Source organism: Stappia indica (genome assembly GCF_020177335.1).
Lineage (GTDB): Bacteria > Pseudomonadota > Alphaproteobacteria > Rhizobiales > Stappiaceae > Stappia > Stappia indica_B.
Genome location: NZ_JAIVMG010000009.1, coordinates 111,592 through 132,530, shown reverse-complemented (window position 1 = coordinate 132,530; position 20,939 = coordinate 111,592). Strand labels below are relative to the sequence as shown.

The window sequence follows — 20,939 nt, the reverse complement described above, 5'->3', positions numbered from 1 at the left end:
CATGACCGCACAGGCACAACAGGCGGCGCCCGTCGCCGTTTCCGTCGAGGCGCTGGCAAAGCGCTTCACCATGCATCTTCAGGGCGGGATCGAACTGCCGGTGGTGGAGAACGTCACCTTCAGCGTTGCCAAGGGCGAATGCGTCGTTCTCGGCGGACCGTCCGGCGCGGGCAAAAGCTCCGTGATGAAAATGCTTTACGGCAATTATGCCGCCGGCGGCGGGGCGATTTGGGTCCGCCATCATGGCGAGATGGTCGATCTCGTCAGCGCCGATCCGCGCCAGGTGATCGCCATGCGGCGGGACACCATCGGCTATGTCAGCCAGTTCCTGAGAACGGTGCCCCGGGTCAGTGCGCTCGATCTGGTGGCTGAGCCGTTGATCGCGCGCGGGACGGATTCGGAGGAAGCGCGGGAGCGGGCACGTGTGCTGATGGCGCGGCTCAATGTGCCGGAGCGGCTGTGGTCGTTGCCGCCGGCAACCTTTTCCGGTGGCGAGCAGCAGCGGATCAACATCGCGCGCGGGTTTATCACCGATCATCCGGTGTTGTTGCTCGATGAGCCGACCGCTTCGCTCGATGCCCTCAACCGGGAAATCGTCATGGCGATGATCGCGGAGAAGAAGGCCGCCGGCGTTGCCCAGATCGGCATTTTCCACGATGAGGATGTGCGCGATGCGGTCGCCGACCGGATCATCGACATGCGCCAGTTCGCCGCCGCTGCGGCCTAGGGACAGGGGGATATCGTGACGGGCATGACCACAGCCGCTCCGGCGACGACGCGCCTTTCCGCCGAGCCGCTGGTACATGAAACGGCCGAGGTCCGGGACAGCCGCCTTGGCCGCTACACCGAGATCGCCGAGCGCGCGCGCATCAGCGAGACCGAGTTCGGCGATTACTCCTACGCGATGTGGGACACCACCATCTGGTGCGCGACGATCGGCAAATTCGTCAATATCGCTGCAAGCGTGCGCATTAATGCACCAAATCACCCGCTGGAACGTGCAACCTTGCATCATTTCACCTATCGGGCGAATGACTACTGGCCGGGTGCGGATCAGGACGCGACGGTCTTCGCTTGGCGGCGGGAAAACCGGGTGGTGATCGGCAATGATGTGTGGATCGGTCACGGTGCCACCGTTCTGCCGGGCGTCACCATTGGCGATGGCGCGGCAATCGGCGCCGGCGCGGTCGTCAGCCGCGATGTCGCCCCCTACACCATCGTCGGCGGGGTGCCGGCCAAGGTGATCCGCGAGCGCTTTCCCGCCGAGATCGCCCGGCGGATGGCCCGGCTCGCCTGGTGGGACTGGGACCATGACCGGTTGGGCGCGGCGCTGGAGGATTTCCGCACATGCGACGCGGAAACCTTCCTTGCTCGCCATGAAGGCGCTGTGCCGGCCTGACGTCCGGCACAGCGGACGGGCTGTCGGAAAACGGTCATGAAACCGAATTCCGGCTGTCATGAAAGGGCTCTACGGTAGCGGGATCTTGCCCCGCCTCCGGTTTGCCTAGCGCCTTGAGCGAAACGGCCTGTTCCCCGCCGCCCTCGTGGTGGGTGGGGGCGGGAACGAGAAACGAACCGATACGGATAATCATGCGCTACGCCCTCTATTTCACCCCGCCCGCCGAGCATCCGCTGGTCCTGCGCGCCGAGGAGTGGCTCGGCCGCAGTGCCTTTGGCCGGAACGTGACGCCGCTGGAGATCGGTGGTCTGACGCCGGCGGCACGGACCGAGCGGGTGACTGAACCGGCGCGCTACGGATTTCACGGCACGCTGAAGGCGCCGTTCCGCCTGGCGGAGGGCACTAGCGAAGCGGACCTGATTGCCGCGCTCGACGATTTCGCGGCCAAGACGCCCCGGTTGCCGCTCTCCTTGCGGCTTTCCGCGCTCGATGGGTTTCTGGCGCTGACGCCGGCGGGCGATGCCGCCGCGCTCAATGGCTTCGCCGGCGCGGTGGTGCGCGGTTTCGACCGGTTCCGCGCAAGGATGACCCCGGCGGAGCGGGCGCGACGCCGGCCGGAGCGGCTGGATGCGGTGCAACTGCGCCACCTCGACGACTGGGGCTACCCTTATGTCTTCGAGGCCTTCCGCTTCCACATGACCTTGACCGGGCGGCTCGATGCGCCGGCGACCGAAGAAACCCTGGCTGCGCTCCGCATGCATTTTGCCCAGGCGCTCGCGGCCGATCTTGTCATCGATCATCTGGCGCTGTTTCGGGAGTCTGAGCCCGGTGCGCCCTTCACCTGTCTTCACCTTGCTCCCCTGACGGGCGCTGTTCGTCCGATACCTGCCTGAAAGACCGATTATGGAAACGATCTTCACCAATGCCCGCATTGTCCTTGGCGATCAGGTGATCGATGGATCGCTGCATCTCAAGGATGGCCGGATCGCCGGGATCGACACGGGAGCCTCGTCCTGCGCCTCGGCGCGGGACATGGAGGGCGACTACCTGATCCCCGGTCTGGTGGAGCTGCACACCGACCATCTGGAAACCCACTACACGCCGCGGCCGAAGGTGTTCTGGAACCCGATCGCCGCTGTCTGTGCCCATGATGCGCAGATCGCCACCAGCGGCATCACCACCGTGTTCGACGCGCTGAGGGTCGGGCTCGACGACGAGGCGGGGGTGACCAGCACCGACATGCGCCGTCTGGCCGATGCCATCGAAAACGGGGTGGAGCGTGGCCGGTTGCGGGCGGATCATTTCATTCACCTGCGCTGCGAGGTGTCCGCGCCCAATTGCATCGAGGGGTTCGAGGCCTTTGCCGGAGACCGCCGGGTGAAGCTGGCCTCGCTGATGGATCATTCCCCGGGACAGCGCCAGTTCGTCAGCCTGGAGGCCTATGCCATCTACTACAAGGGCAAGAACAAGATGTCCGACGCGGAGTTCAACGACTTCTGCGAGCGGCGCATGGCGCAGGCGGCGCGCTACTCCGAGGCCAACCGGATGGCGGTGGCCGAAAGCGCGCGGGCGCAAGGCATCATGCTGGCCAGCCACGACGATGCCACCATCGCGCATGTGGAGGAGGCGGCGGAGTTGGGAACCCGGGTGGCGGAGTTCCCGACCACGATGGAGGCGGCCCGCGCCTCGCACGAGAAGGGCATGGCGGTGCTGATGGGCGCGCCGAACGTGGTTCGCGGCGGGTCGCATTCGGGCAATATCTCGGCACGGGATCTGGCGAGCGCCGGCGTGCTCGACATTCTCTCCTCCGACTATATTCCCTTCAGCCTGATCCAGGCGGCGTTCTTTCTCGGCGATGTGGTGGAGGAAGTCAGCCTGCCGCAGGCGGTCGCCATGGTGACGCGCAACCCGGCCGCCGCTGCCGGTCTCGATGACCGGGGCGAGATCGCCATCGGCAAGAACGCCGATCTGGTGCGGGTGCGGGTGGAAGAGCACATTCCGATCGTGCGCCGGGTCTGGCGCCAGGGCGAGCGGGTGGCGTGAGCGGAGCGGGGCAGATGGTAACCCTTGACGCCCGCGCGCCGGGACCGCTGATCGTCGTCGTCGGTCCGAGCGGCGTCGGCAAGGACAGCCTGCTGGCAGCGGCCCGGGCGGCCTATGCCGGCCGGCCGGAGATGCTGTTCGTCCGCCGGGCGATCACCCGCCCGGCCTCGGGAGATGCGGAAGATCATCTGCCGATGAGCGCCGCCGAGTTCGAGGCAACACTGGCGGGCGGCGGCTTTTGTCTGGCCTGGCGGGCTCATGGGCTGGCCTATGGCCTGCCGGCCGCCTTGCGGGCGCATCTCGATGCCGGGCGGCCTGCGGTGGTCAATGGCTCGCGCCGGGCCCTGCCGGAGATGGCGGAGTGCTTTGAAAACCTGGCCATCCTGTCGGTGACGGCGACGCCGGAGGTGCTGGGCGCCCGGTTGGCCGGGCGAGGTCGGGAAAGCGCTGAGGAGATCGCCGCGCGGGTGGCCCGGGCAGCTCCGGTGCCGCCCGTCGCACCGATCCGCGAGATCGACAACAGCGGCAGCCTTGACGCTGCGGTGCCTCGTTTCTTGGGCGCAATTGCCGCGTTCTCCGGTCTGGAGCCTCTGCCGCGAACGGCGTAATTCGCCGGGGCACCGACGCAGGCCAAGGCGTCTTCCCGGAGGGAGCGAAGCGGAGATTCGGGGCCGGCGTGGCCCGAGGTCTCGAGTCCAATAGATTGGAAACGCTTGTCTTTCGGCTCTCCGATCCCGGCTCGGGGGCCGGGATGACGCCGAGAAATGGCGCAAGGGCTGCGCTGCTCCGGCCATCGCCCCACTCTCCGCGTCTTCCCGGGTGAGCGTGAGCGCGACCCGGGATCGGGAAGGCACGGCCTGTCGGTTTCGCTCCCATCGAAACGCGCGTTTCTTTTCGCGCCCCGACTGCACGCCAGGCGATAGGGGGCCGTTCGGAAAATGTTGTGATTGCATCTTGCGTGGCATGTTGGCTATCACCCATGGGCAGGGTGCGGCGTTCCCCGACCGGCCGGCGGGAGGCATCCTATGCATTCACGGGAGGTTCGGTCATGTCGCATGAGATGATCAAGCATGGCACTTGCGATCTCTACCTGAGCGTCGATCAGGTTGTCGCCAATGACCGGATCGTCTCGGAAATCGAGAAAGGTCGTTACGAGACCAGCGAGCTGAATGTGGCGACCCGGTTCGTCAAACCGACCGACAGGGTGCTGGAACTTGGCGCCGGTGTCGGCTTCATCTCCGCCGGCGTGATGCGGGCGGTGCGTCCGGCATTCTACGCGGCGGTGGAGGCCGATGCCCGGCTGATCCCGCATATTCGCCGGACCCATCAGCACAATGGGGTCGAGGGGGTCGAGGTCATCAACGGCGTCTGTGTCGCCAATCCGGCGGCCCTGAGCGAGGGCCGGGTGGAATTCGTGGTGCACCGGGAGTTCTGGCAGTCCGGGATCGACCGCCGCCGCCGCGCTGAGGATACCGTCGTGTCGGTGGAGACCCTCGACGCCTCACACTTCATTGAGGACAACGGGATCAATGTGCTGATTGCCGATATCGAGGGAGCGGAGCTCGATCTGCTGCGCCATCTGCGGTTTGGCGGGTTGCGCAAGATCGTGGTGGAGCTGCATCCGCAGACCATCGGCCAGGAGGGGGTACTGGAGATCTTCTCGATCCTCTGTGCCGAAGGATTTGCCTATAGCACGGCCTTGTCCGCCGCAACGGTGGTGTGTTTCGAGAAGGTGCGAAGCCGGTCCGATACCGGCGCCTGAAACCATCGCCAACCTTGCCATTGTGTTGCGGATGTGCCGATAGGGAAGTTTCCGCCGCGCGCGCCCGATTTTTTCGGCGGGCTGCGCAGAATCTTCAAGGTTTCTCGACATTCTTCGGTAAAACAGGGCCCATTGCACACTGGTATCGGAAGGGGGAGCTGTCGATGAGGCCAGGGGACCGGGCGAAAGCCGTGGCCGGAAATTGCTCGCGTGCACTTGCGGCGGTGGCGGTGTTGCTGTGTCTGGCAAGTGCGTCCGGTGTTGCCGCTGGACAAAGAGCCGACGGCGTGGTTCTGACCATCGACGGGAAGATCGCCGGAGAGGACCCCCGGCAGCTTACGCTGGATGATCTGGAAGCCATGGAGCGGGAGAGCTTCACCACCTGGACCCCGTGGCACGATGCGCCGGTCACCTTCGAGGGTGTACCGCTGGCGGTGCTGATGGAACACGTCGGCGCGCGCGGCCATTTGGTGAGCGCCAAGGCTCTCAACAATTACTATGTGGAATATCGAGACTTTGACTTTGCGCGTTATAAACCAATCGTCGCTTACAAGGCCGATGGCGCGTATATGGAGATCAGCGACAAGGGGCCGTTGTTTGTGATTTTCCCGTTCGATTCCGATCCGGAGCTGAGGAGCGCGACCTATTTCGCTCTCTCGATCTGGCAACTCAGATGGATGACCGTGCAATGAGCGCGTCGGTCCGCGCAGGTCTCCCATGTCGCGCACGGGCATGATCGACTGGTTCCGCCATATCGCGATCGGTGTCATCTGCCTGCTCGGCATCGCCATTGTCGTGCATTCGGACACGGTCTCGACGTCGAGCGAGACCGTTGATCGGTCCATGCGCTACGATATCGCCGTGACCGCCTTCACGGGCCGGATCGACGTGCTGCAGGCCCGGGAGCGGCTGGCGCGCTTCATCGTCACCCGTTCGCCCGCCGATGCGCAAGGGGCGACGCTCAGCTACCAGATCCTGCTCGGCCGGCTGGAGACCTGGACCTCCGGCGGGTTCGGCGAATTCGTCAATGAAGCCAAAGACCGGCGCGCCGTGCTGATCCGGCTGAAGGACGAAATCTACGAACTCGACGACGAATACGAGACCCTGTCCGATCCCGAGGCCGTGGCGGAAATCCAGGAAACGCTGGATGAGGCCGTGGCCATCATGGACCGGATCGGCGGTCAGGCGCATATGGCCAATCTCGCCGAGGCGGAAGAGATCCGCGAGACCCTGCGCGAAAAGCAGCACCTGCAGAACACGCTGGTCGAGGCGCTGATCGGCGTCGGCGCGGCGCTGCTGGTGTTCACGACGTTCCAGTCACGCTCGCTCCGCCGCGCCCATGAGGAGGCGCAGAACAACGCCCGCAAGTTCGAGTTCCTGGCTCAACACGATTCGCTGACCGGCTTGCCGAACCGGCTGGCCTTCACCCAGGCGCTTACCCGGACCGACTGCCAGCCGCAGGACGGGCGGCAGATCGCCGTGCTCGCCATCGATCTCGATGGCTTCAAGGCCGTCAACGACATGCTCGGCCATGCGGCCGGCGACGACCTTTTGGTGTCGGTGGCGCGGCGGCTGCAGCGGATCGTCGATGACTGGGGCGAGGGCAATCTGGTCTCGCGGGTGGGCGGCGACGAGTTCATCGCGCTGCTGACCGTCGAGGGCGGACAGGCCGAAGCAATGGAGAAGGCGCAGCATATGGTTACGGTGCTGCGCAGGCCGCATGAGGTCGTTGGCGGCAACGTCGTCGTGAATGCGACCATCGGTCTTGCGCTTGGCGAGGAATGTGGGCCGGATGCGCGCGAAGCGCTGCTGCGGGATGCGGATCTCGCTCTTGGACATGCCAAGGCCCGAGGCAAGGGCCGAGTGCACACCTACGATCCGTCCATGCGCGCGGCCATCATGCGCCGCAGGCAGATCGAGGCGGATTTTCCCGCCGCGCTCGCGCGTGGGGAGATCCGGCCCTACTACCAGCCGCAAATCGAGATGCAGACCGGCCGGACCACCGGCATCGAGGCGCTGGCGCGCTGGCATCATGCGGATCTGGGCTGGATCTCGCCGGCCGAGTTCATTCCCATCGCCGAGGCGTCTGGCCGGATCATCGAAGTGGGGCGGACCGTGCTGGAATCGGCCTGCCGCGACGCGGTGCGGCTCGGCGATGGCCTGGCGGTGTCCGTCAATCTGTCGGTCGCCCAGCTCGTGCGCGAGGATATGGTGGAGACCGTGCGCGCGGTTCTGTCCGAGACCGGCCTCGCCGCCACGCGGCTCAAGCTGGAAGTGACCGAAAGCGTCGTCATGAGCGACACGGAGCGGGCGGTTTCGGCGCTGCGCCGGCTGCGCGAGATCGGCGTCTCGATTGCCCTTGACGATTTCGGCACCGGCTATTCGGCCCTTTCCTACCTGCGCAAGTTCGAGTGGGACGAGCTGAAGATCGACCGCAGTTTCGTCAAGTCGCTCGACACCGACCTGCACAGCCTGTCGATCATCGAGGCGATCGTGTCGCTGGCGCGTCAGCTTCGGATTGCTGTGCTGGTGGAAGGGGTGGAAACCCAGGAACAGTTCACCCTGCTCAGCAAGGCCGGATGCCGCACCGCGCAAGGGTTCCTGTTCAGCCGGGCGGTGTCCGTGGAGGAGTTGCCCGAGCTGATGAAACGGTGCCTGGAGGACGCGCCCACCTGGCGGCGCGGCGAGGCGTTGCCGGCGGAAACGGTCTGATCCGGAGGCGCGCAAGCTGGACCGTGTGCGGTCGGGTTTGAGTTTTTCTGACGTTACGTTATTTGCGATTTCCTTCAGGTAACTGTCTGATATTGTGATGAATACCCCATTGCATGCAGACGTCGGAATTGCCGTGGCCAAGTGAAGCTGATAGAGATTTGGCGTGCATCGTGGGGAGGGGCCGTTGCCGATCAGGCGGCCGCTTCGCGCCTGCTGTCGTTTCGGGGCGTCTCGCCCTTGAGGGATCTTTGAAGAAAAGAGGCCGGCGGACATGTCCGAACCCTGTATCATCTGCGTTGCCATCACCGGATCCGTTCCGCAGAAATCCGACAATCCGGCGGTGCCGATCACCGTTTCCGAGCAGATCGAGAGCACCCAGGCGGCCTTCGAGGCCGGCGCCAGCATCGCCCATTGCCACGTGCGGGAGGAGGATGGCACGCCGACCTCCGATCCGGAGCGCTTCGCGCGGCTGGTGGAGGGGCTGAAGACCCATTGCCCCGGCATGATCATCCAGCTGTCCACCGGCGGGCGTTCGGGCGCGGGCAAGACGCGCGGCGGCATGCTGTCGCTGGCGCCGGACATGGCGTCCCTGTCGGTCGGGTCCAACAACTTCCCCACCCGCGTCTATGAGAATCCGCCTGATCTGGTCGACTGGCTGGCCGGCGAGATGCGGAGCTACGACGTCAAGCCCGAGATCGAGGCTTTCGATCTGTCGCATATCTTCCAGGCGGTGGCGCTGAACCGGGACGGACGCATTCCCGGCAAGCTCTACGTGCAGTTCGTGATGGGCGTGAAGAACGCGATGCCGGCGGACCGGGAGGTGTTCGATTTCTACATTCGCACCCTCAAGCGGCTGGCGCCGGAGGCGAGCTGGTGCGCGGCCGGTGTCGGGCGGCATCAGCTTGAGGTCAATGAATGGTGCATTGCCGCTGGCGGTCACACCCGCACCGGCCTTGAGGACAACGTGCGTCTCGACAAGAACACGCTGGCCCCGTCGAACGCGGCGCTGGTGCAGCGCGCGGTGGCGCTTTGCGAGAAGTACGAGCGGCCCGTCGCCACGCCGGCACAGGCACGTGAAATCCTCAACCTGCGACCGGCGGCGGCTTAAAGCCCCCGCCCTCGCGGCCCGTTCGTATCGGAAGTGCTGTCGGGGAGGTGCACCATCCGCACTGAGCATGCGGGCGCGCGCGCCGTGCCGCGCCCCAGTTTCATCACCCAGGCGTCGCGGCCCAGCCCCGGCCTCAGCCGCTATGAGGCATCCTGCGCGCTGTTTGGCGCGGGGCTTCTGGTGCTGGGGCGCAGCGAGCCGGTCCAAGGGCAGATCCAGCGGCTGATGCGCCTGCGGGACCATCTGGTCACGCGCGGCGCCGACGAGATCGTGCTGTTCACCGATGCCGCCAATGTGGTGTTGCTGCGCGATCCCGACGGGCTGACCGACTGTTTCGAACGGTTCGGCGCGCCGATCGTCTTTGCCTGCGAGCCGGGGTTCACCTATCGGTTGCCGGGCGGCTGGGGCGTTTCCCGGCGCTATCCGCCGGCCGGCGGCAAGAGCGGCATGTATCGGTTTCTCAATGCCGGGGCGATGATCGGCCGGGTTGGCGCGCTGCGCCGGATGCTGGGCGAACTCGACACGGACATTCCCGTCGATTGCGCCCATACCGTGCTGCACGCCTGGTTCCTGGCGCATCCGGGCCGGGCGGCGCTCGATTACGATCAGGAGATTTTCGCGACCTCCGCCTGTCAGGCGGGGCTGGAAACCCGGCTCTTTGCGGTCCGCGAGGGATTGCTTTGCCACCGCCGGACGGGCGCGGCGCCCTATTTCATGCATTTTCCCGCCGAGAACCGGATCTGCTCGAACCGGCTGCTCGACATGATGCCGTGGATGCGCAACCTGCCGCGCCTGCCGGTGCGCGGCCGCGACCGCAGCGGTTATCTGGTCAACTGCATCGAGAACGGCCTGTCCTGGCTGCTCGACCGGCCGGCCTATCCGCTGAACGACTGGGTCCGGGTGGTGCTGTTTTACCTGTTGCCGGGATTGGTCGCGGCGGGGCTTGCGTGGCTGTGTCTGCTGTAACCCGCCGGGCCACCGGGGGGCGGGGGCTTAAGCCGTCGCCCTGACGCTGCGGTCAGGCCTCACCCGGCGCAAGGCGGACGGGGTTTCTCCGAATTCGGCGGTGAAGGCACGGGTCATGGCGCTTGGGTCGGCATAGCCGCTGCGCAAGGCGATTTCAGCGATCGACAGCCGGGTGTCGGTGGCAAGGTTGCGGGCGGTGAGAAGGCGGATGCGCCGGTAGACCCGGGCTGGCGAGGTGCCCAGTTCCTCGTTGAACAGATCCTGAAGCCGGCGCCGGGTCAGGCCGACCCTTTCGGCGATCTCCTCCACCGATACCGGCGCTTCCAGTGCGCCGCGCATGATCTCCACCGCCTGGCGGACGGCCTCGCTGCGGCCGACGCTGCCGATGGTTTCATCGCGCAAGGGCACGGTTTCGTGCATCAACAGCCAGGCGACCTCCAGCCGCAAGGCCTCCCCGTGCTGGTCGCCGATCAGCCGGGCCATCAGGTCGAAGGCGGTCATCGCCCCGCCGCAGCTCAGCCGGTCGCCGTCCATCACATAGCGCCGACGGCGCACCCGCACCTCGGTGAAGCGCTCGGCAAAGCTCTGCAGCTCCTGCCAGTGGACCGTCGCACTGCGCCCTTCCAGGAGACCGGCCTCGGCCAGCAGCCAGCTTCCGGTGTCGAAGCCGGCAAGCTTGTCGAAGCGATGGGCGGCGGCGCGCAAGGCATCGCAGCAGGCGGGTGTGGCGTGGGTCTGATGATCGTAGCCGCAGATCACCATCAGAAGGTCGCCGCCGATGTCGTCGGAGAGCAGGCCAGAGGGCGAAACCGGCAACCCGCTGGAGGAGGTGGCGGGGGCGCCGTTAAGGGTCAGGAACCGCCATTCGTAAAGCGGCGTGCCGGCCAATCCGTTGGCCGCGCGCAAGGGTTCGACGGCGTTGGCAAGGCAATGGTTCGAGAAGCCGTCGAACAGCAGAACGCCGACGGAGCGAGGGCGCGAGCGGGGCTTCAGCCAATTCGGCATGAATGGGTTCCGAAACTGCAGGATCACGATTGCCCGCATGGGTATCATCCGGGCACCGTCACGAGCAACCTGGAGTACGCGATGCCGCTGAACATGAATCGGGAGGTCTTCATCACCTGTGCCGTGACCGGCTCGGGAAGCACGCAAGACCGCAGCCCGCATGTTCCGCGCAGCCCCCGGGAAATCGCCGACAGCGCCATTGTCGCGGCGCGGGCGGGCGCCGCCGTGGTGCATTGCCATGTGCGCGATCCTGAGACCGGCGCACCGTCGCGGAAACCTGAGCTTTACCGGGAGGTGACCGAGCGCATTCGCGCGTCGGAGACGGATGTTGTGCTCAATCTCACCGCCGGCATGGGCGGTGATCTGGTCTTCGGCACGCCCGAGGAGCCGCTGCCCCTGCGCGCGGGCACGGACATGATCGGTGCCAGCGCGCGCCTCGCCCATGTGGCGGACTGCCTGCCGGAGATCTGCACGCTCGATTGCGGCACGATGAATTTCGCCGAAGCCGATTACGTCATGACCAACACGCCCGGCATGTTGCGGGCGATGGGGCGGATGATCACCGAACTGGGGGTGCGCCCGGAAATCGAGGCCTTCGACACCGGCCATCTGTGGCTGGCACGCAAGCTGGTCGAGGAGGGCGTGCTGGAAAGCCCGGCGCTGGTGCAGCTGTGCATGGGCATTCCCTGGGGCGCGCCGGATGACCTCAACACCTTCATGGCGATGGTCAACAATGTTCCGCCCGACTGGCACTGGTCGGCGTTTTCCATCGGCCGTAATGAGATGCCCTTTGTGGCCGCCTCGGTACTCGCCGGCGGCAATGTGCGGGTCGGGCTGGAGGACAATCTCTGGCTTTCGCGCGGCGAGCTCGCCAGCAACGAGGCGCTGGTGGCGCGGGCGGTGACCATCGTCGAGGCGCTGGGCGCGCGGGTGATCGGGCCGCAGGAAGTGCGTGAGCGCCTGTCGCTGACCAAGCGGGCGCCGCGATGACCGGCACGGCGGCAATCATTGGCGGCGGCGTCATCGGCGGCGGCTGGGCTGCGCGCTTCCTGCTCCATGGCTGGGATGTCAATCTGGTCGATCCGGACCCGGAGGCCATGCGCAAGGTCGCCGATGTGCTGGCCAATGCCCGCCGCGCCTATCCGCGCCTGCATGAGGAGGCACTGCCTGACGAAGGGCGGCTGACCCATTGCGCGACCATCGCCGAAGCCGTGGCGGCGGCCGACTGGGTGCAGGAATCGGTGCCGGAGCGGATCGAGCTTAAACACCGGGTGATCGCCGAGATCCAGGCACATGCGCCGGCCTCAGCGATCCTCGGCTCCTCCACTTCCGGCTTCACGCCGACGGCGCTGCAGCAGGGCGCGCCGCGTCCGGAGGCGGTGCTGGTCGCCCATCCGTTCAACCCGGTGTACCTGCTGCCGCTGGTCGAAGTCGTCGCCTCGGAAAAGACCGGCGCGGATCTGCTCGACCGGGCCCATCGGATCTTGACCGGGCTCGGCATGTACCCGTTGCAGCTGCGCAAGGAAATCGACGCGCATATCGCGGACCGGCTGCTGGAGGCGGTCTGGCGCGAGGCGCTCTGGCTGGTGCGCGACGGGGTCGCCACCACCGGCGAGATCGATGACGCGATCCGCTACGGCTTCGGCCTGCGCTGGGCGCAGATGGGCCTGTTCGAAACCTACCGGATCGCCGGCGGCGAAGCGGGCATGCGTCATTTCCTCGCCCAGTTCGGGCCATGCCTCTCCTGGCCGTGGAGCCGGCTGACCGATGTGCCGGAGCTGACGGAGGAGCTGGTGGAAACGATCGCCAGCCAGTCGGATGCGCAGGCGGCGGGCGTTTCGATCCGTGAGCTGGAACGCAGCCGGGACGACAATCTGGTTGCCATGCTGCGGGCGCTGAAGGGGCGGGACGCGGCTGCCGGTGCCCTGCTCAACCGGCATGACCGGTTGCTCGCCCGGCGCCGGACCGGTGCGGAACCCTAGATTTGGCGCCACAGCCGGATGGCGCTAGGTTTGCAGGTACCCAACCAGGGCGTGAACCGGCTCGTGATCTGTGGGGGATCTCCCCCCACGTGATGCGGCCGAACGGCCGGTCGGCGCTTTTCCGCGCCGGCGAACAAACAGAACAACAAAAGGGGAAAGACATGACACAGACACCGACGACGAAGGATGGTTTCCTGCAGCTCTCGCGGCGCGGGATGCTGCAGGGGGCAGGGGCCCTTGGCGGCGCCGCCCTGATGGGATCGCTCGGCCTTGGCAGCGCCCGCGCGGCGCCGAAAAAGGGCGGAACCATGCGGCTCGCCATGGGCCATGGCAGCACCTCCGACAGCTATGATCCTGCCACCTGGGATCAGGCGTTCGTTCAGGTCTTCGCCACGGCGCGAAACGGATATCTCACGGAAATCGCCGCTGACGGCTCGCTGATCGGCGAGGTCGCGGAAAGCTGGGATGTGTCGCCCGACGCCAAGGTCTGGACGTTCAAGCTGCGCAAGGGGGTGACGTTCCACAGCGGCAAGTCGGTGATGGCGGAAGACGTGATCGCCTCGCTGAACCATCACCGCGGCGAGGACACCAAGTCGGCGGCCAAGCCGATTGTCGCGGCGATCAAGGAGATGCGTTCGGACGGCGACGACACGGTGGTGATCACCCTCGACGCCGGCAACTCGGACTTTCCCTTCATCCTGTCCGACTATCACCTGGCGATCCTGCCCTCGTCCGGCGGCAAGATCGACACCACGTCCGGCGACGGCTGCGGCGCCTATGCGGTGCAGTCCTACGAGCCGGGCGTGCGCGCCAGCATGACCCGCAATCCGAACTACTGGAAAAGCGACCGGGCGCATTTCGACGGGGTGGAGATGCTGACGGTGATCGACCCGGCGGCGCGGCAGAACGCGCTGGTCACCGGGGAGGTCGATGTGATCGACCGGGTCGACACCAACACCGCGCATCTGTTGAAGCGGGCACCGGGCATCAAGATCCTGGCGACCACCGGCACCCAGCATTACACCTTCGCGATGGACACCCGCGTTGCTCCGTTCAAGGACAACAACGTGCGCATGGCGCTGAAATACGCCATCGACCGGCAGGAACTGGTCGACAAGGTGCTGAACGGCTACGGCGAGATCGGCAACGATCACCCGATCAGCCGGTCCAACCGCTACCATGCGGCCGATCTGGAGCAGCATGTCTATGATCCGGACAAAGCGAAGCACTACCTGAACCAGGCCGGGCTCGACAGCCTGGAGGTCTCGCTTTCGGCGGCGGATGCGGCCTATTCCGGCGCGGTCGATGCAGCGGTGCTCTACGCGGAGCGGGCGGCGAAGGCCGGCATTACCATCAACGTGGTGCGCGAGCCGAACGACGGCTACTGGTCGAATGTCTGGATGAAGAAGCCCTGGAGCGCGGTCTACTGGGGTGGCCGGCCGACCGAGGACTGGATGTTCACCACCGCCTATGCCTCGGGCGTCGCCTGGAACGACACCTTCTGGGAGAACGAGCGCTTCAACAAGCTGCTGGTCGAGGCCCGTTCGGAGCTCGACGACACCAAGCGCCGGGCCATCTACGAGGAAATGCAGGGGCTGGTCTCCAACGATGGCGGCGCGGTGATCCCGATGTTCGCCAGCTACGTCATGGCGCACACCGACAAGATCATGACGCCGGAGACGGTGGGGCCCCAGTGGACGCTGGACGGCTTCCGCGCCATCGAACGCTGGTGGTTCGCCTGAGTTTCACCGGCCCCGGCATCCTGCCGGGGCCGGGCTTTCGCGATCCGTCATCCAGCGCCGGGAACAGCTCCGGTTTCCGGCGAAAACACAGAAGAACGGGGCTGGGGGACATATCTTGTCCGACATATGGAAAATGGTCGCCAGGCGTCTTGGCCTTGGCGTCCTGACCCTTTTTGTCATTTCGTTGCTGATCTTCGGGGCCGTGGAACTCTTGCCCGGCGATCTGGCCCAGGAAATCCTCGGTCAGTCGGCGACGGAAGAGACGGTCGCCGCGTTCCGCCGGGAACTCGGGCTCGATCTGCCGGCCTATCAGCGCTACCTCGCCTGGTTGGGCGGGGTGGTGCAGGGCGATTTCGGCACCTCGCTGGCCAATGGCCGGCCCATCGCCGATCTGATCGGTGTCCGGCTCGGCAACACCTTGTTCCTGGCGCTTTATGCTGCGGTGATCGCCGTGCCGCTGGCATTGATGCTCGGGATTCTGGCCGCGCTCTACCGCAATTCGCTGTTCGACCGGGCCATCAACGTGGTCACCCTGACGTCGATCTCCTTTCCGGAATTCTTCGTCGCCTATATCCTGATCGTCTATCTGTCCCAGACCGGTTTCTTTCCGTCGATTGCCCGCATCGACCCGGACGCCGGTCTCGGAGAGAAGCTCTATCGCACCTTCCTTCCGGCATTGACGCTGACCCTCGTGGTCACCGCGCACATGATGCGCATGACCCGCGCGGCGATCATCAACCTTCTGGCCTCGCCCTATATCGAAATGGCGCGGCTGAAGGGGCTCTCGCCCGCCCGGGTGATCCTGAAACACGCACTGCCCAACGCGCTGGCCCCGATCATCAACGTGGTGGCGCTCAATCTGGCCTATCTGATCACCGGCGTGGTCGTGGTGGAGGTGGTGTTCGTCTATCCGGGCCTCGGCCAGCTGATGGTCGATTCCGTGTCCAAGCGCGATATCACCGTGGTGCAGGCGGCGGCGCTGATCTTCGCCTGCGCCTATGTGCTGCTCAACCTTCTGGCGGACGTGCTTTCGACCCTGTCGAACCCGCGTCTCGTGCACAAGCGCTAGGGAGGGGCGATCATGAACGGACCGACCCCCTTCTGGCTTTCCGCAGTTTATGTCGCGCTGGTGTTCGCCTGTGCGGTGGGGCTTGCCGCCGGGTTCCGGGCGCTGCTGGCGCTGGCCGCGCCGGCGGGGCTTGCCCGGACCTTGCGCACCGCGCCGCTGACGGCAAGCTTCGGCCTGCTCGTCATCCTCGTCTATGTGATCGCCGCGCTGTTCGCGCCGCTGATCGCGCCGTTCGGCGAACGGGAGGTGGTGGGCGGCCAGTTCCTGCCCTGGGACAGCGTGCATCTGCTCGGCACCGACAATCTCGGCCGAGACATGTTCACCCGGCTTCTTTACGGCGCGCGCAACACGGTCGGCGTTGCCTTCATCACCACCGGCCTCGCCTTTTCCGCCGGGGCCGTTCTCGGTCTTCTGGCGGCGGTGGTCGGCGGCTGGCTCGACCAGCTGCTGAGCCGGACGGTCGATGTCTTGATGGCGATCCCGGCGCTGATCTTCGCCCTTCTGCTGCTGACCATTCTCGGCACCTCGGTGGTCAACATGATCCTGGTGATCGCGCTGATCGACTCCACCCGGGTGTTCCGGCTGGCCCGGGCGGTGGCGATGAACATCGTGGTGATGGACTACATCGAGGCGGCGCGGCTGCGCGGCGAGGGGCTCTATCACCTGATCCTGCGCGAGATCCTGCCCAATGCGGCCGCCCCGCTGGTGGCGGAATTCGGCCTGCGGTTCTGCTTCGTCTTCCTGTCGATCTCGGCGCTGTCCTTTCTCGGCCTTGGCATGCAGCCGCCGACGGCGGACTGGGGCTCGATGGTGCGGGAGAACGCAACGCTGATCACCTTCGGCGACGTGACCCCGTTGCTGCCGGCCGGGGCGATCGCGCTGTTGACGGTGGCGGTGAATTTCGTCGTCGACTGGATGCTGCACCGCGCCAGCGGACTGAAGGAGTAGGCCGATGACAACGGCAGAACAGACACCGCTCCTGGAAATCCGCGGGTTGCGGATCGAAGGCCGGTCGGAAGGCAGGTGGAGCGAGATCGTCAAGGGCATCGACCTGACACTGCACCGGGGCGAGGTGCTGGGGCTGATCGGCGAATCCGGCGCCGGCAAGTCCACCGTCGGTCTGGCGGCGATGGGCTTTACCCGGGATGGCTGCCGCATCAGCGGCGGCTCGATCCGCTTCGATGGCACGGATCTGCGTAGCGCTCCCATCCGCGAACGCCGGCGGCTGCGCGGCAACCGCATCGCTTATGTGGCGCAATCGGCGGCGGCCAGCTTCAACCCGGCGCACCGCTTGATCGATCAGTACTGCGAAGCGCCGGTACAGCATGGGGTGATGGGCCGGGCCGCGGCCATGGCCGATGCGGTCGATCTTTATCGGCGGATGCGCCTGCCGGACCCCGAAGACATCGGCTTTCGCTATCCGCATCAGGTCTCGGGCGGCCAGTTGCAGCGGGCGATGACGGCGATGGCCATGTCGAGCCGGCCGGATCTGATCATCTTCGACGAGCCGACCACCGCGCTCGACGTGACGACCCAGATCGAGGTGCTGGCCGCCATTCGCGACATTGTCGAACAGTTCGACACCGCCGCCATCTACATCACCCATGACCTCGCGGTCGTCGCGCAGATGGCGGACCGGATCAAGGTGCTGTTGCAGGGCGAGGAGGTGGAGGAGGCCGACACCGAGACCATGCTGGCGAGCCCGCGCCAGGCCTATACCAAATCGTTGTGGGCGGTGCGCAGTCATGCCCGCCCCGAACGCCCGCCGGCGGGGCCGGAGGAAACGCCGGTGGTGTCGGTGCGCGGTGTCACCGCCGGCTATGGCGAGATCCCGGTGCTGCATGACGTCAGCTTCGACATTCACGCCCGTCGGACCGTGGCGGTGGTCGGGGAATCGGGCAGCGGCAAGTCCACCACCGCCCGGGTCATCACCGGTCTTCTGCCGCCGAGCGCGGGGGAGGTGCTGTTCAACGGCACCGCCCTGCCGCCGAGCTACCGGTCCCGCGACAAGGATCAACTGCGCCAGGCGCAGATGATCTACCAGATGGCCGATACGGCGCTCAATCCGAAGCACCGGATCCGCGAGATCATCGGCCGGCCGGTGGCGTTCTATCTCGGCCTGTCGGGCAAGCGGCTGACGGAACGGGTGCGCGAACTGCTGAGCCTGATCGAGCTGGAGCCGGACGAGTTCATCGACCGGCTGCCGTCGGAGCTTTCCGGCGGGCAGAAGCAGCGCATCGGTATCGCCCGTGCCCTGGCCGCCGAACCGCAGTTCATCATCTGCGACGAGGTGACCTCGGCGCTCGACCAGCTCGTCGCCGAAGGGATACTGACCCTGCTCGACCGGCTGCAGGGCGAATTGGATCTGGCCTATATGTTCATCACCCATGATCTGGCCACCGTCCGGGCGATCGCCGACGAGGTGGTGGTGATGAAGGAAGGAAAGGTGGTTGAGCAGGGCGGCAAGACGGAGATGTTCCGGCCGCCGCACGATCCTTACACCGAATTGCTGCTATCCTCGGTGCCGGAGATGGATGCCCACTGGCTGGACCGCTTGCTGGCGGAGCGCGGTGAGGTGCCGGCAGGGGAATGACTGACAACAGCGGGGTGGCGACATCGGTCTGGTGACGGGGTAAGACGGAACGCGGGGCATTGACGTGCCGCGCGCCGTCGAGCGTCGCCGGGTGGGCGATCCCGTGAGCCGTGGGGGCTGGAATGAGCACCGGATTGTTGCTGTTGGCGCTGTTCGCCATGGTCTACACCGTGTTTGCCAAATGGCTGTCATCGACTGTACTGACGGCGCCGATGCTGTTCCTCGGTTTCGGCTATGCGCTGTCCGGCACCGGCCTGATGCCGGTCGGCGAAACCGAGGTTCTGCTGCATGTGGTGGCGGAACTGGCGCTGATCCTGCTTCTGTTCCTCGACGCGGCGCAAACGGATGTGACCGCCCTGCGCCGGCATCACGTCTGGCCCTCGCGGATGCTGGTGATCGGTCTGCCGCTGGCGGTGATCTTCGGCACGCTCGCCGCCTGGCCGGTTCTTCCCGGCCTGCCGCTGGCCGCCGTGGCGCTGGTGGCTGCTATCCTGGCGCCGACCGATGCGGCTCTCGGCCTCGCGGTGATCAGCAATCCGGTGGTGCCAAAGCGAGAACGGCGGGCCCTGACCGTGGAAAGCGGCCTGAACGACGGGCTCGCCCTGCCGCTGGTGCTGTTGTTCGCCAGCCTGTCGGCCGAGGCAATGGACGGGGCGGCGACCGACTGGGTCGCCTTCGGCTTGAAGCAGATCCTGCTCGGTCCGCTGGTCGGCGCGTCCGCCGGCTGGATCGGCGCCTGGGCTTTCCTCGCGGCGAAGGAGCGGGGCATGACCACCGAGACCATGGAGGGCATCGGTGCGATTTCGCTCGCCGGCGCGTCGTATCTGGCCGCCGGCGAGATCGGCGGCAACGGGTTCATCGCCGCCTTTGTCGCCGGGCTCGCCTTCGGCAATGTGGTGCGCACCCGCTGCCGCTTCATCTACGAGTTCACCGAGAACGAAGGCCAGATGCTGGCCTGGGGCGCATTCTTTCTGATCGGGCTGGCCCTGGTGCCGCAGGCACTGGCGCATCTGGAGCTCTGGATGCTGGCAATCATCCTGCCGAGCCTGTTCGTCGTGCGCCCGCTCGCCATCTGGCTGTCGCTGATCGGCACGGACGCCGCGCCACGCACACGACTGTTCTTCGGCTGGTTCGGGCCGCGCGGCCTCGCCACTGCCCTGTTCGCGCTTCTGGTGGTGCCGCAGATCGATCCGAAGTTGGGCGAGCCGCTGTTGATGCTGGCGGTCAATGCAGTGTGGATCTCGGCGCTGCTGCACGGGGTCAGCGCGGTGCCGGGCGCCCGCTGGTACGGGGCATGGAGGCACCACGGCAAGGCGAACAAGAGCGGCGGTGCGCCGGCGCGCGGCATCCGGGATTGATGCGCCCCGTCAGGGTGTGGTTCTTGTCGAGATCTCCACCTGTGCGTGCTTGATATGCAATAGAAAATTGCGAATGGTCCAAAGACTGCCGGGCGAAATGGGGCGAATCGGATCTGGGGGGATCGGATGAACACAGGCGGACAGACGGCGCGGGTGCCGCACAGTTGTTTCTCGCTGGAGGGGGTTCCACCGCAGCAGCGGTTTGCCCTCTGGCGCGAGAGCATCAGCTGCATCTTCTCGGTCGAGGCGCCCCGCGAGATCCGTGCCCATGATTTCCGGGCATCGATCGACGCGCATGTGGTGGGCGATACGGGAGTGGTGCGCACGCAGACGCAGGCGCAGGACTGGGCGCGCGGCGCTGGCCTGATTGCCCGGGATGGCATGGACCACATGATGATCCAGCTCTACGAAGCTGGACAAATGGAGGTGAGCCATCGCGGTGGAACCGAGTGTTTTGCCCAGGGTGGGTTGATCGTCTTCGATCTGGCTCAGGAAATGGCCTCCCGGACCACGGATCTGGTCAATCTGTCGCTGCTCCTGCCGCGGAATGTGCTGGAGCCGCATCTGAAGGAGGTGGGCGACCATCATATGCAGGTGTTGCCGGGCAACAATCCGATGACCCGCCTGCTGCAACAGCACATGCGTTCGCTCAAGGCGCTGGCCGGGGAGATGACCGTGAACCAGGCGACGGAGGCAAGCGCGGCGACGATTGCGTTGGTCGCCGCCTGTCTCAATGCGGTCGGCCCGTCCGGCCCCGGGGCGGAGCCTGGCATCGATTATGCTTTCCTGACCCGGGCGCGGCAGGTGATCGAGGATCGACTGGCGGAGCCGGGGCTGACACCGGCCCAGGTGGCCCGCTTGGCCGGCGTCTCGCGCACCCGGCTTTATGAGATGTTCGAACCCTTTGGCGGGGTGCGCAGCTACATCCGCGAACGGCGCCTGGGCCGGGCGTTGCGGATGCTGCTGGACCAGCGGTGCCGGCACCAGCCGATCAGCGCGATTGCCCTTGCTTGCGGCTTTCTCAACGACAGTGCCTTCAGCCGCGCCTTCAAGCAGCGTTACGGCATGGCGCCGCGGGAGACGCGCTCCGAAGGTTCGCGAGAGGGCGGCGGCGGTCTGCCGGTCCCTGCCGATACGGGGCACGGCCTGGTGGTCGACCGCCGCTACGAAACCTGGATCCGCATGCTGACGGCCTGACGA

The 20,939-nt window shown here is 66.2% G+C and carries 19 protein-coding genes; 18 read left to right on the top strand and 1 reads right to left on the bottom strand.

Annotated elements, in window-relative coordinates:
* Nucleotide 1 precedes the first annotated feature (1 nt).
* The 10 genes from phnL to LC062_RS13545 all read left to right on the top strand — a co-directional run bounded on the left by phnL (nucleotide 2) and on the right by LC062_RS13545 (nucleotide 9,990).
* The gene (gene phnL, locus LC062_RS13590) at nucleotides 2-727 is read left to right on the top strand and encodes a phosphonate C-P lyase system protein PhnL (protein ID WP_224911571.1); all 726 of its coding nucleotides are present in this window, start codon (nucleotides 2-4) and stop codon (nucleotides 725-727) included.
* A gap of 24 nt (nucleotides 728-751) precedes the next feature.
* The gene (locus LC062_RS13585; protein ID WP_224911570.1) at nucleotides 752-1,399 is read left to right on the top strand and encodes a DapH/DapD/GlmU-related protein; all 648 of its coding nucleotides are present in this window, start codon (nucleotides 752-754) and stop codon (nucleotides 1,397-1,399) included.
* Between the two features lie 191 nt (nucleotides 1,400-1,590).
* Nucleotides 1,591-2,292, top strand: coding sequence for a DUF1045 domain-containing protein (locus tag LC062_RS13580; protein ID WP_224911569.1), 702 nt, complete (start codon nucleotides 1,591-1,593; stop codon nucleotides 2,290-2,292).
* A gap of 10 nt (nucleotides 2,293-2,302) precedes the next feature.
* The gene (locus LC062_RS13575; protein ID WP_224911568.1) at nucleotides 2,303-3,442 is read left to right on the top strand and encodes an alpha-D-ribose 1-methylphosphonate 5-triphosphate diphosphatase; all 1,140 of its coding nucleotides are present in this window, start codon (nucleotides 2,303-2,305) and stop codon (nucleotides 3,440-3,442) included.
* A gap of 14 nt (nucleotides 3,443-3,456) precedes the next feature.
* Nucleotides 3,457-4,050: a phosphonate metabolism protein/1,5-bisphosphokinase (PRPP-forming) PhnN gene (gene phnN, locus LC062_RS13570; RefSeq protein WP_224911567.1), complete on the top strand. Its 594-nt coding sequence runs from the start codon at nucleotides 3,457-3,459 to the stop codon at nucleotides 4,048-4,050.
* Nucleotides 4,051-4,490: 440 nt separating this feature from the next.
* Entirely contained in the window at nucleotides 4,491-5,204 is a 714-nt protein-coding gene (locus LC062_RS13565) for an FkbM family methyltransferase (protein ID WP_224911566.1), read from the top strand.
* A gap of 164 nt (nucleotides 5,205-5,368) precedes the next feature.
* Complete coding sequence (locus LC062_RS13560; protein ID WP_224911565.1) at nucleotides 5,369-5,896, top strand: oxidoreductase; 528 nt, start codon at nucleotides 5,369-5,371, stop codon at nucleotides 5,894-5,896.
* 25 nt (nucleotides 5,897-5,921) lie between these two features.
* A complete protein-coding gene (locus LC062_RS13555; RefSeq protein ID WP_224911564.1) occupies nucleotides 5,922-7,916 on the top strand; it encodes a putative bifunctional diguanylate cyclase/phosphodiesterase in 1,995 nt (664 codons plus the stop codon).
* A gap of 271 nt (nucleotides 7,917-8,187) precedes the next feature.
* A complete protein-coding gene (locus tag LC062_RS13550; protein WP_224911563.1) occupies nucleotides 8,188-9,024 on the top strand; it encodes a BKACE family enzyme in 837 nt (278 codons plus the stop codon).
* Nucleotides 9,025-9,108: 84 nt separating this feature from the next.
* Nucleotides 9,109-9,990, top strand: a complete 882-nt coding sequence (locus LC062_RS13545) for a glycosyltransferase domain-containing protein (RefSeq protein WP_224911562.1) — start codon at nucleotides 9,109-9,111, stop codon at nucleotides 9,988-9,990.
* 27 nt (nucleotides 9,991-10,017) lie between these two features.
* Here the strand turns inward: LC062_RS13545 and LC062_RS13540 are convergent, their stop codons facing one another.
* Nucleotides 10,018-10,995 (bottom strand): GlxA family transcriptional regulator, encoded by a 978-nt coding sequence (locus LC062_RS13540; RefSeq protein WP_224911561.1) that lies wholly within the window; start codon nucleotides 10,993-10,995, stop codon nucleotides 10,018-10,020.
* An 81-nt stretch (nucleotides 10,996-11,076) separates the two neighbouring features.
* Here LC062_RS13540 and LC062_RS13535 point away from each other — a divergent pair, with 81 nt between their 5' ends.
* The 8 genes from LC062_RS13535 (at nucleotide 11,077) to LC062_RS13500 (ending at nucleotide 20,936) form a co-directional block, all read left to right on the top strand.
* Nucleotides 11,077-11,985 (top strand): BKACE family enzyme, encoded by a 909-nt coding sequence (locus LC062_RS13535; RefSeq protein ID WP_224911560.1) that lies wholly within the window; start codon nucleotides 11,077-11,079, stop codon nucleotides 11,983-11,985.
* Nucleotides 11,982-12,977: a 3-hydroxyacyl-CoA dehydrogenase NAD-binding domain-containing protein gene (locus LC062_RS13530; protein ID WP_224911559.1), complete on the top strand. Its 996-nt coding sequence runs from the start codon at nucleotides 11,982-11,984 to the stop codon at nucleotides 12,975-12,977. The genes LC062_RS13535 and LC062_RS13530 overlap by 4 nt, the downstream gene beginning before the upstream one ends.
* 161 nt (nucleotides 12,978-13,138) lie before the next feature.
* Nucleotides 13,139-14,719 carry an ABC transporter substrate-binding protein gene (locus LC062_RS13525; protein WP_224911558.1) on the top strand — a complete coding sequence of 527 codons (1,581 nt, stop codon included), beginning with the start codon at nucleotides 13,139-13,141 and terminating at the stop codon, nucleotides 14,717-14,719.
* Between the two features lie 133 nt (nucleotides 14,720-14,852).
* Nucleotides 14,853-15,788 (top strand): ABC transporter permease, encoded by a 936-nt coding sequence (locus LC062_RS13520; protein WP_263625646.1) that lies wholly within the window; start codon nucleotides 14,853-14,855, stop codon nucleotides 15,786-15,788.
* Nucleotides 15,789-15,800: 12 nt separating this feature from the next.
* Entirely contained in the window at nucleotides 15,801-16,736 is a 936-nt protein-coding gene (locus LC062_RS13515; RefSeq protein WP_224911556.1) for an ABC transporter permease, read from the top strand.
* Between the two features lie 4 nt (nucleotides 16,737-16,740).
* Complete coding sequence (locus tag LC062_RS13510) at nucleotides 16,741-18,381, top strand: ABC transporter ATP-binding protein (RefSeq protein ID WP_224911555.1); 1,641 nt, start codon at nucleotides 16,741-16,743, stop codon at nucleotides 18,379-18,381.
* Between the two features lie 122 nt (nucleotides 18,382-18,503).
* On the top strand, nucleotides 18,504-19,739 hold the full coding sequence (locus LC062_RS13505) for a cation:proton antiporter (protein WP_224911554.1): 1,236 nt from the start codon (nucleotides 18,504-18,506) through the stop codon (nucleotides 19,737-19,739).
* Between the two features lie 126 nt (nucleotides 19,740-19,865).
* On the top strand, nucleotides 19,866-20,936 hold the full coding sequence (locus LC062_RS13500) for a helix-turn-helix domain-containing protein (protein ID WP_224911553.1): 1,071 nt from the start codon (nucleotides 19,866-19,868) through the stop codon (nucleotides 20,934-20,936).
* Nucleotides 20,937-20,939 lie beyond the last annotated feature (3 nt).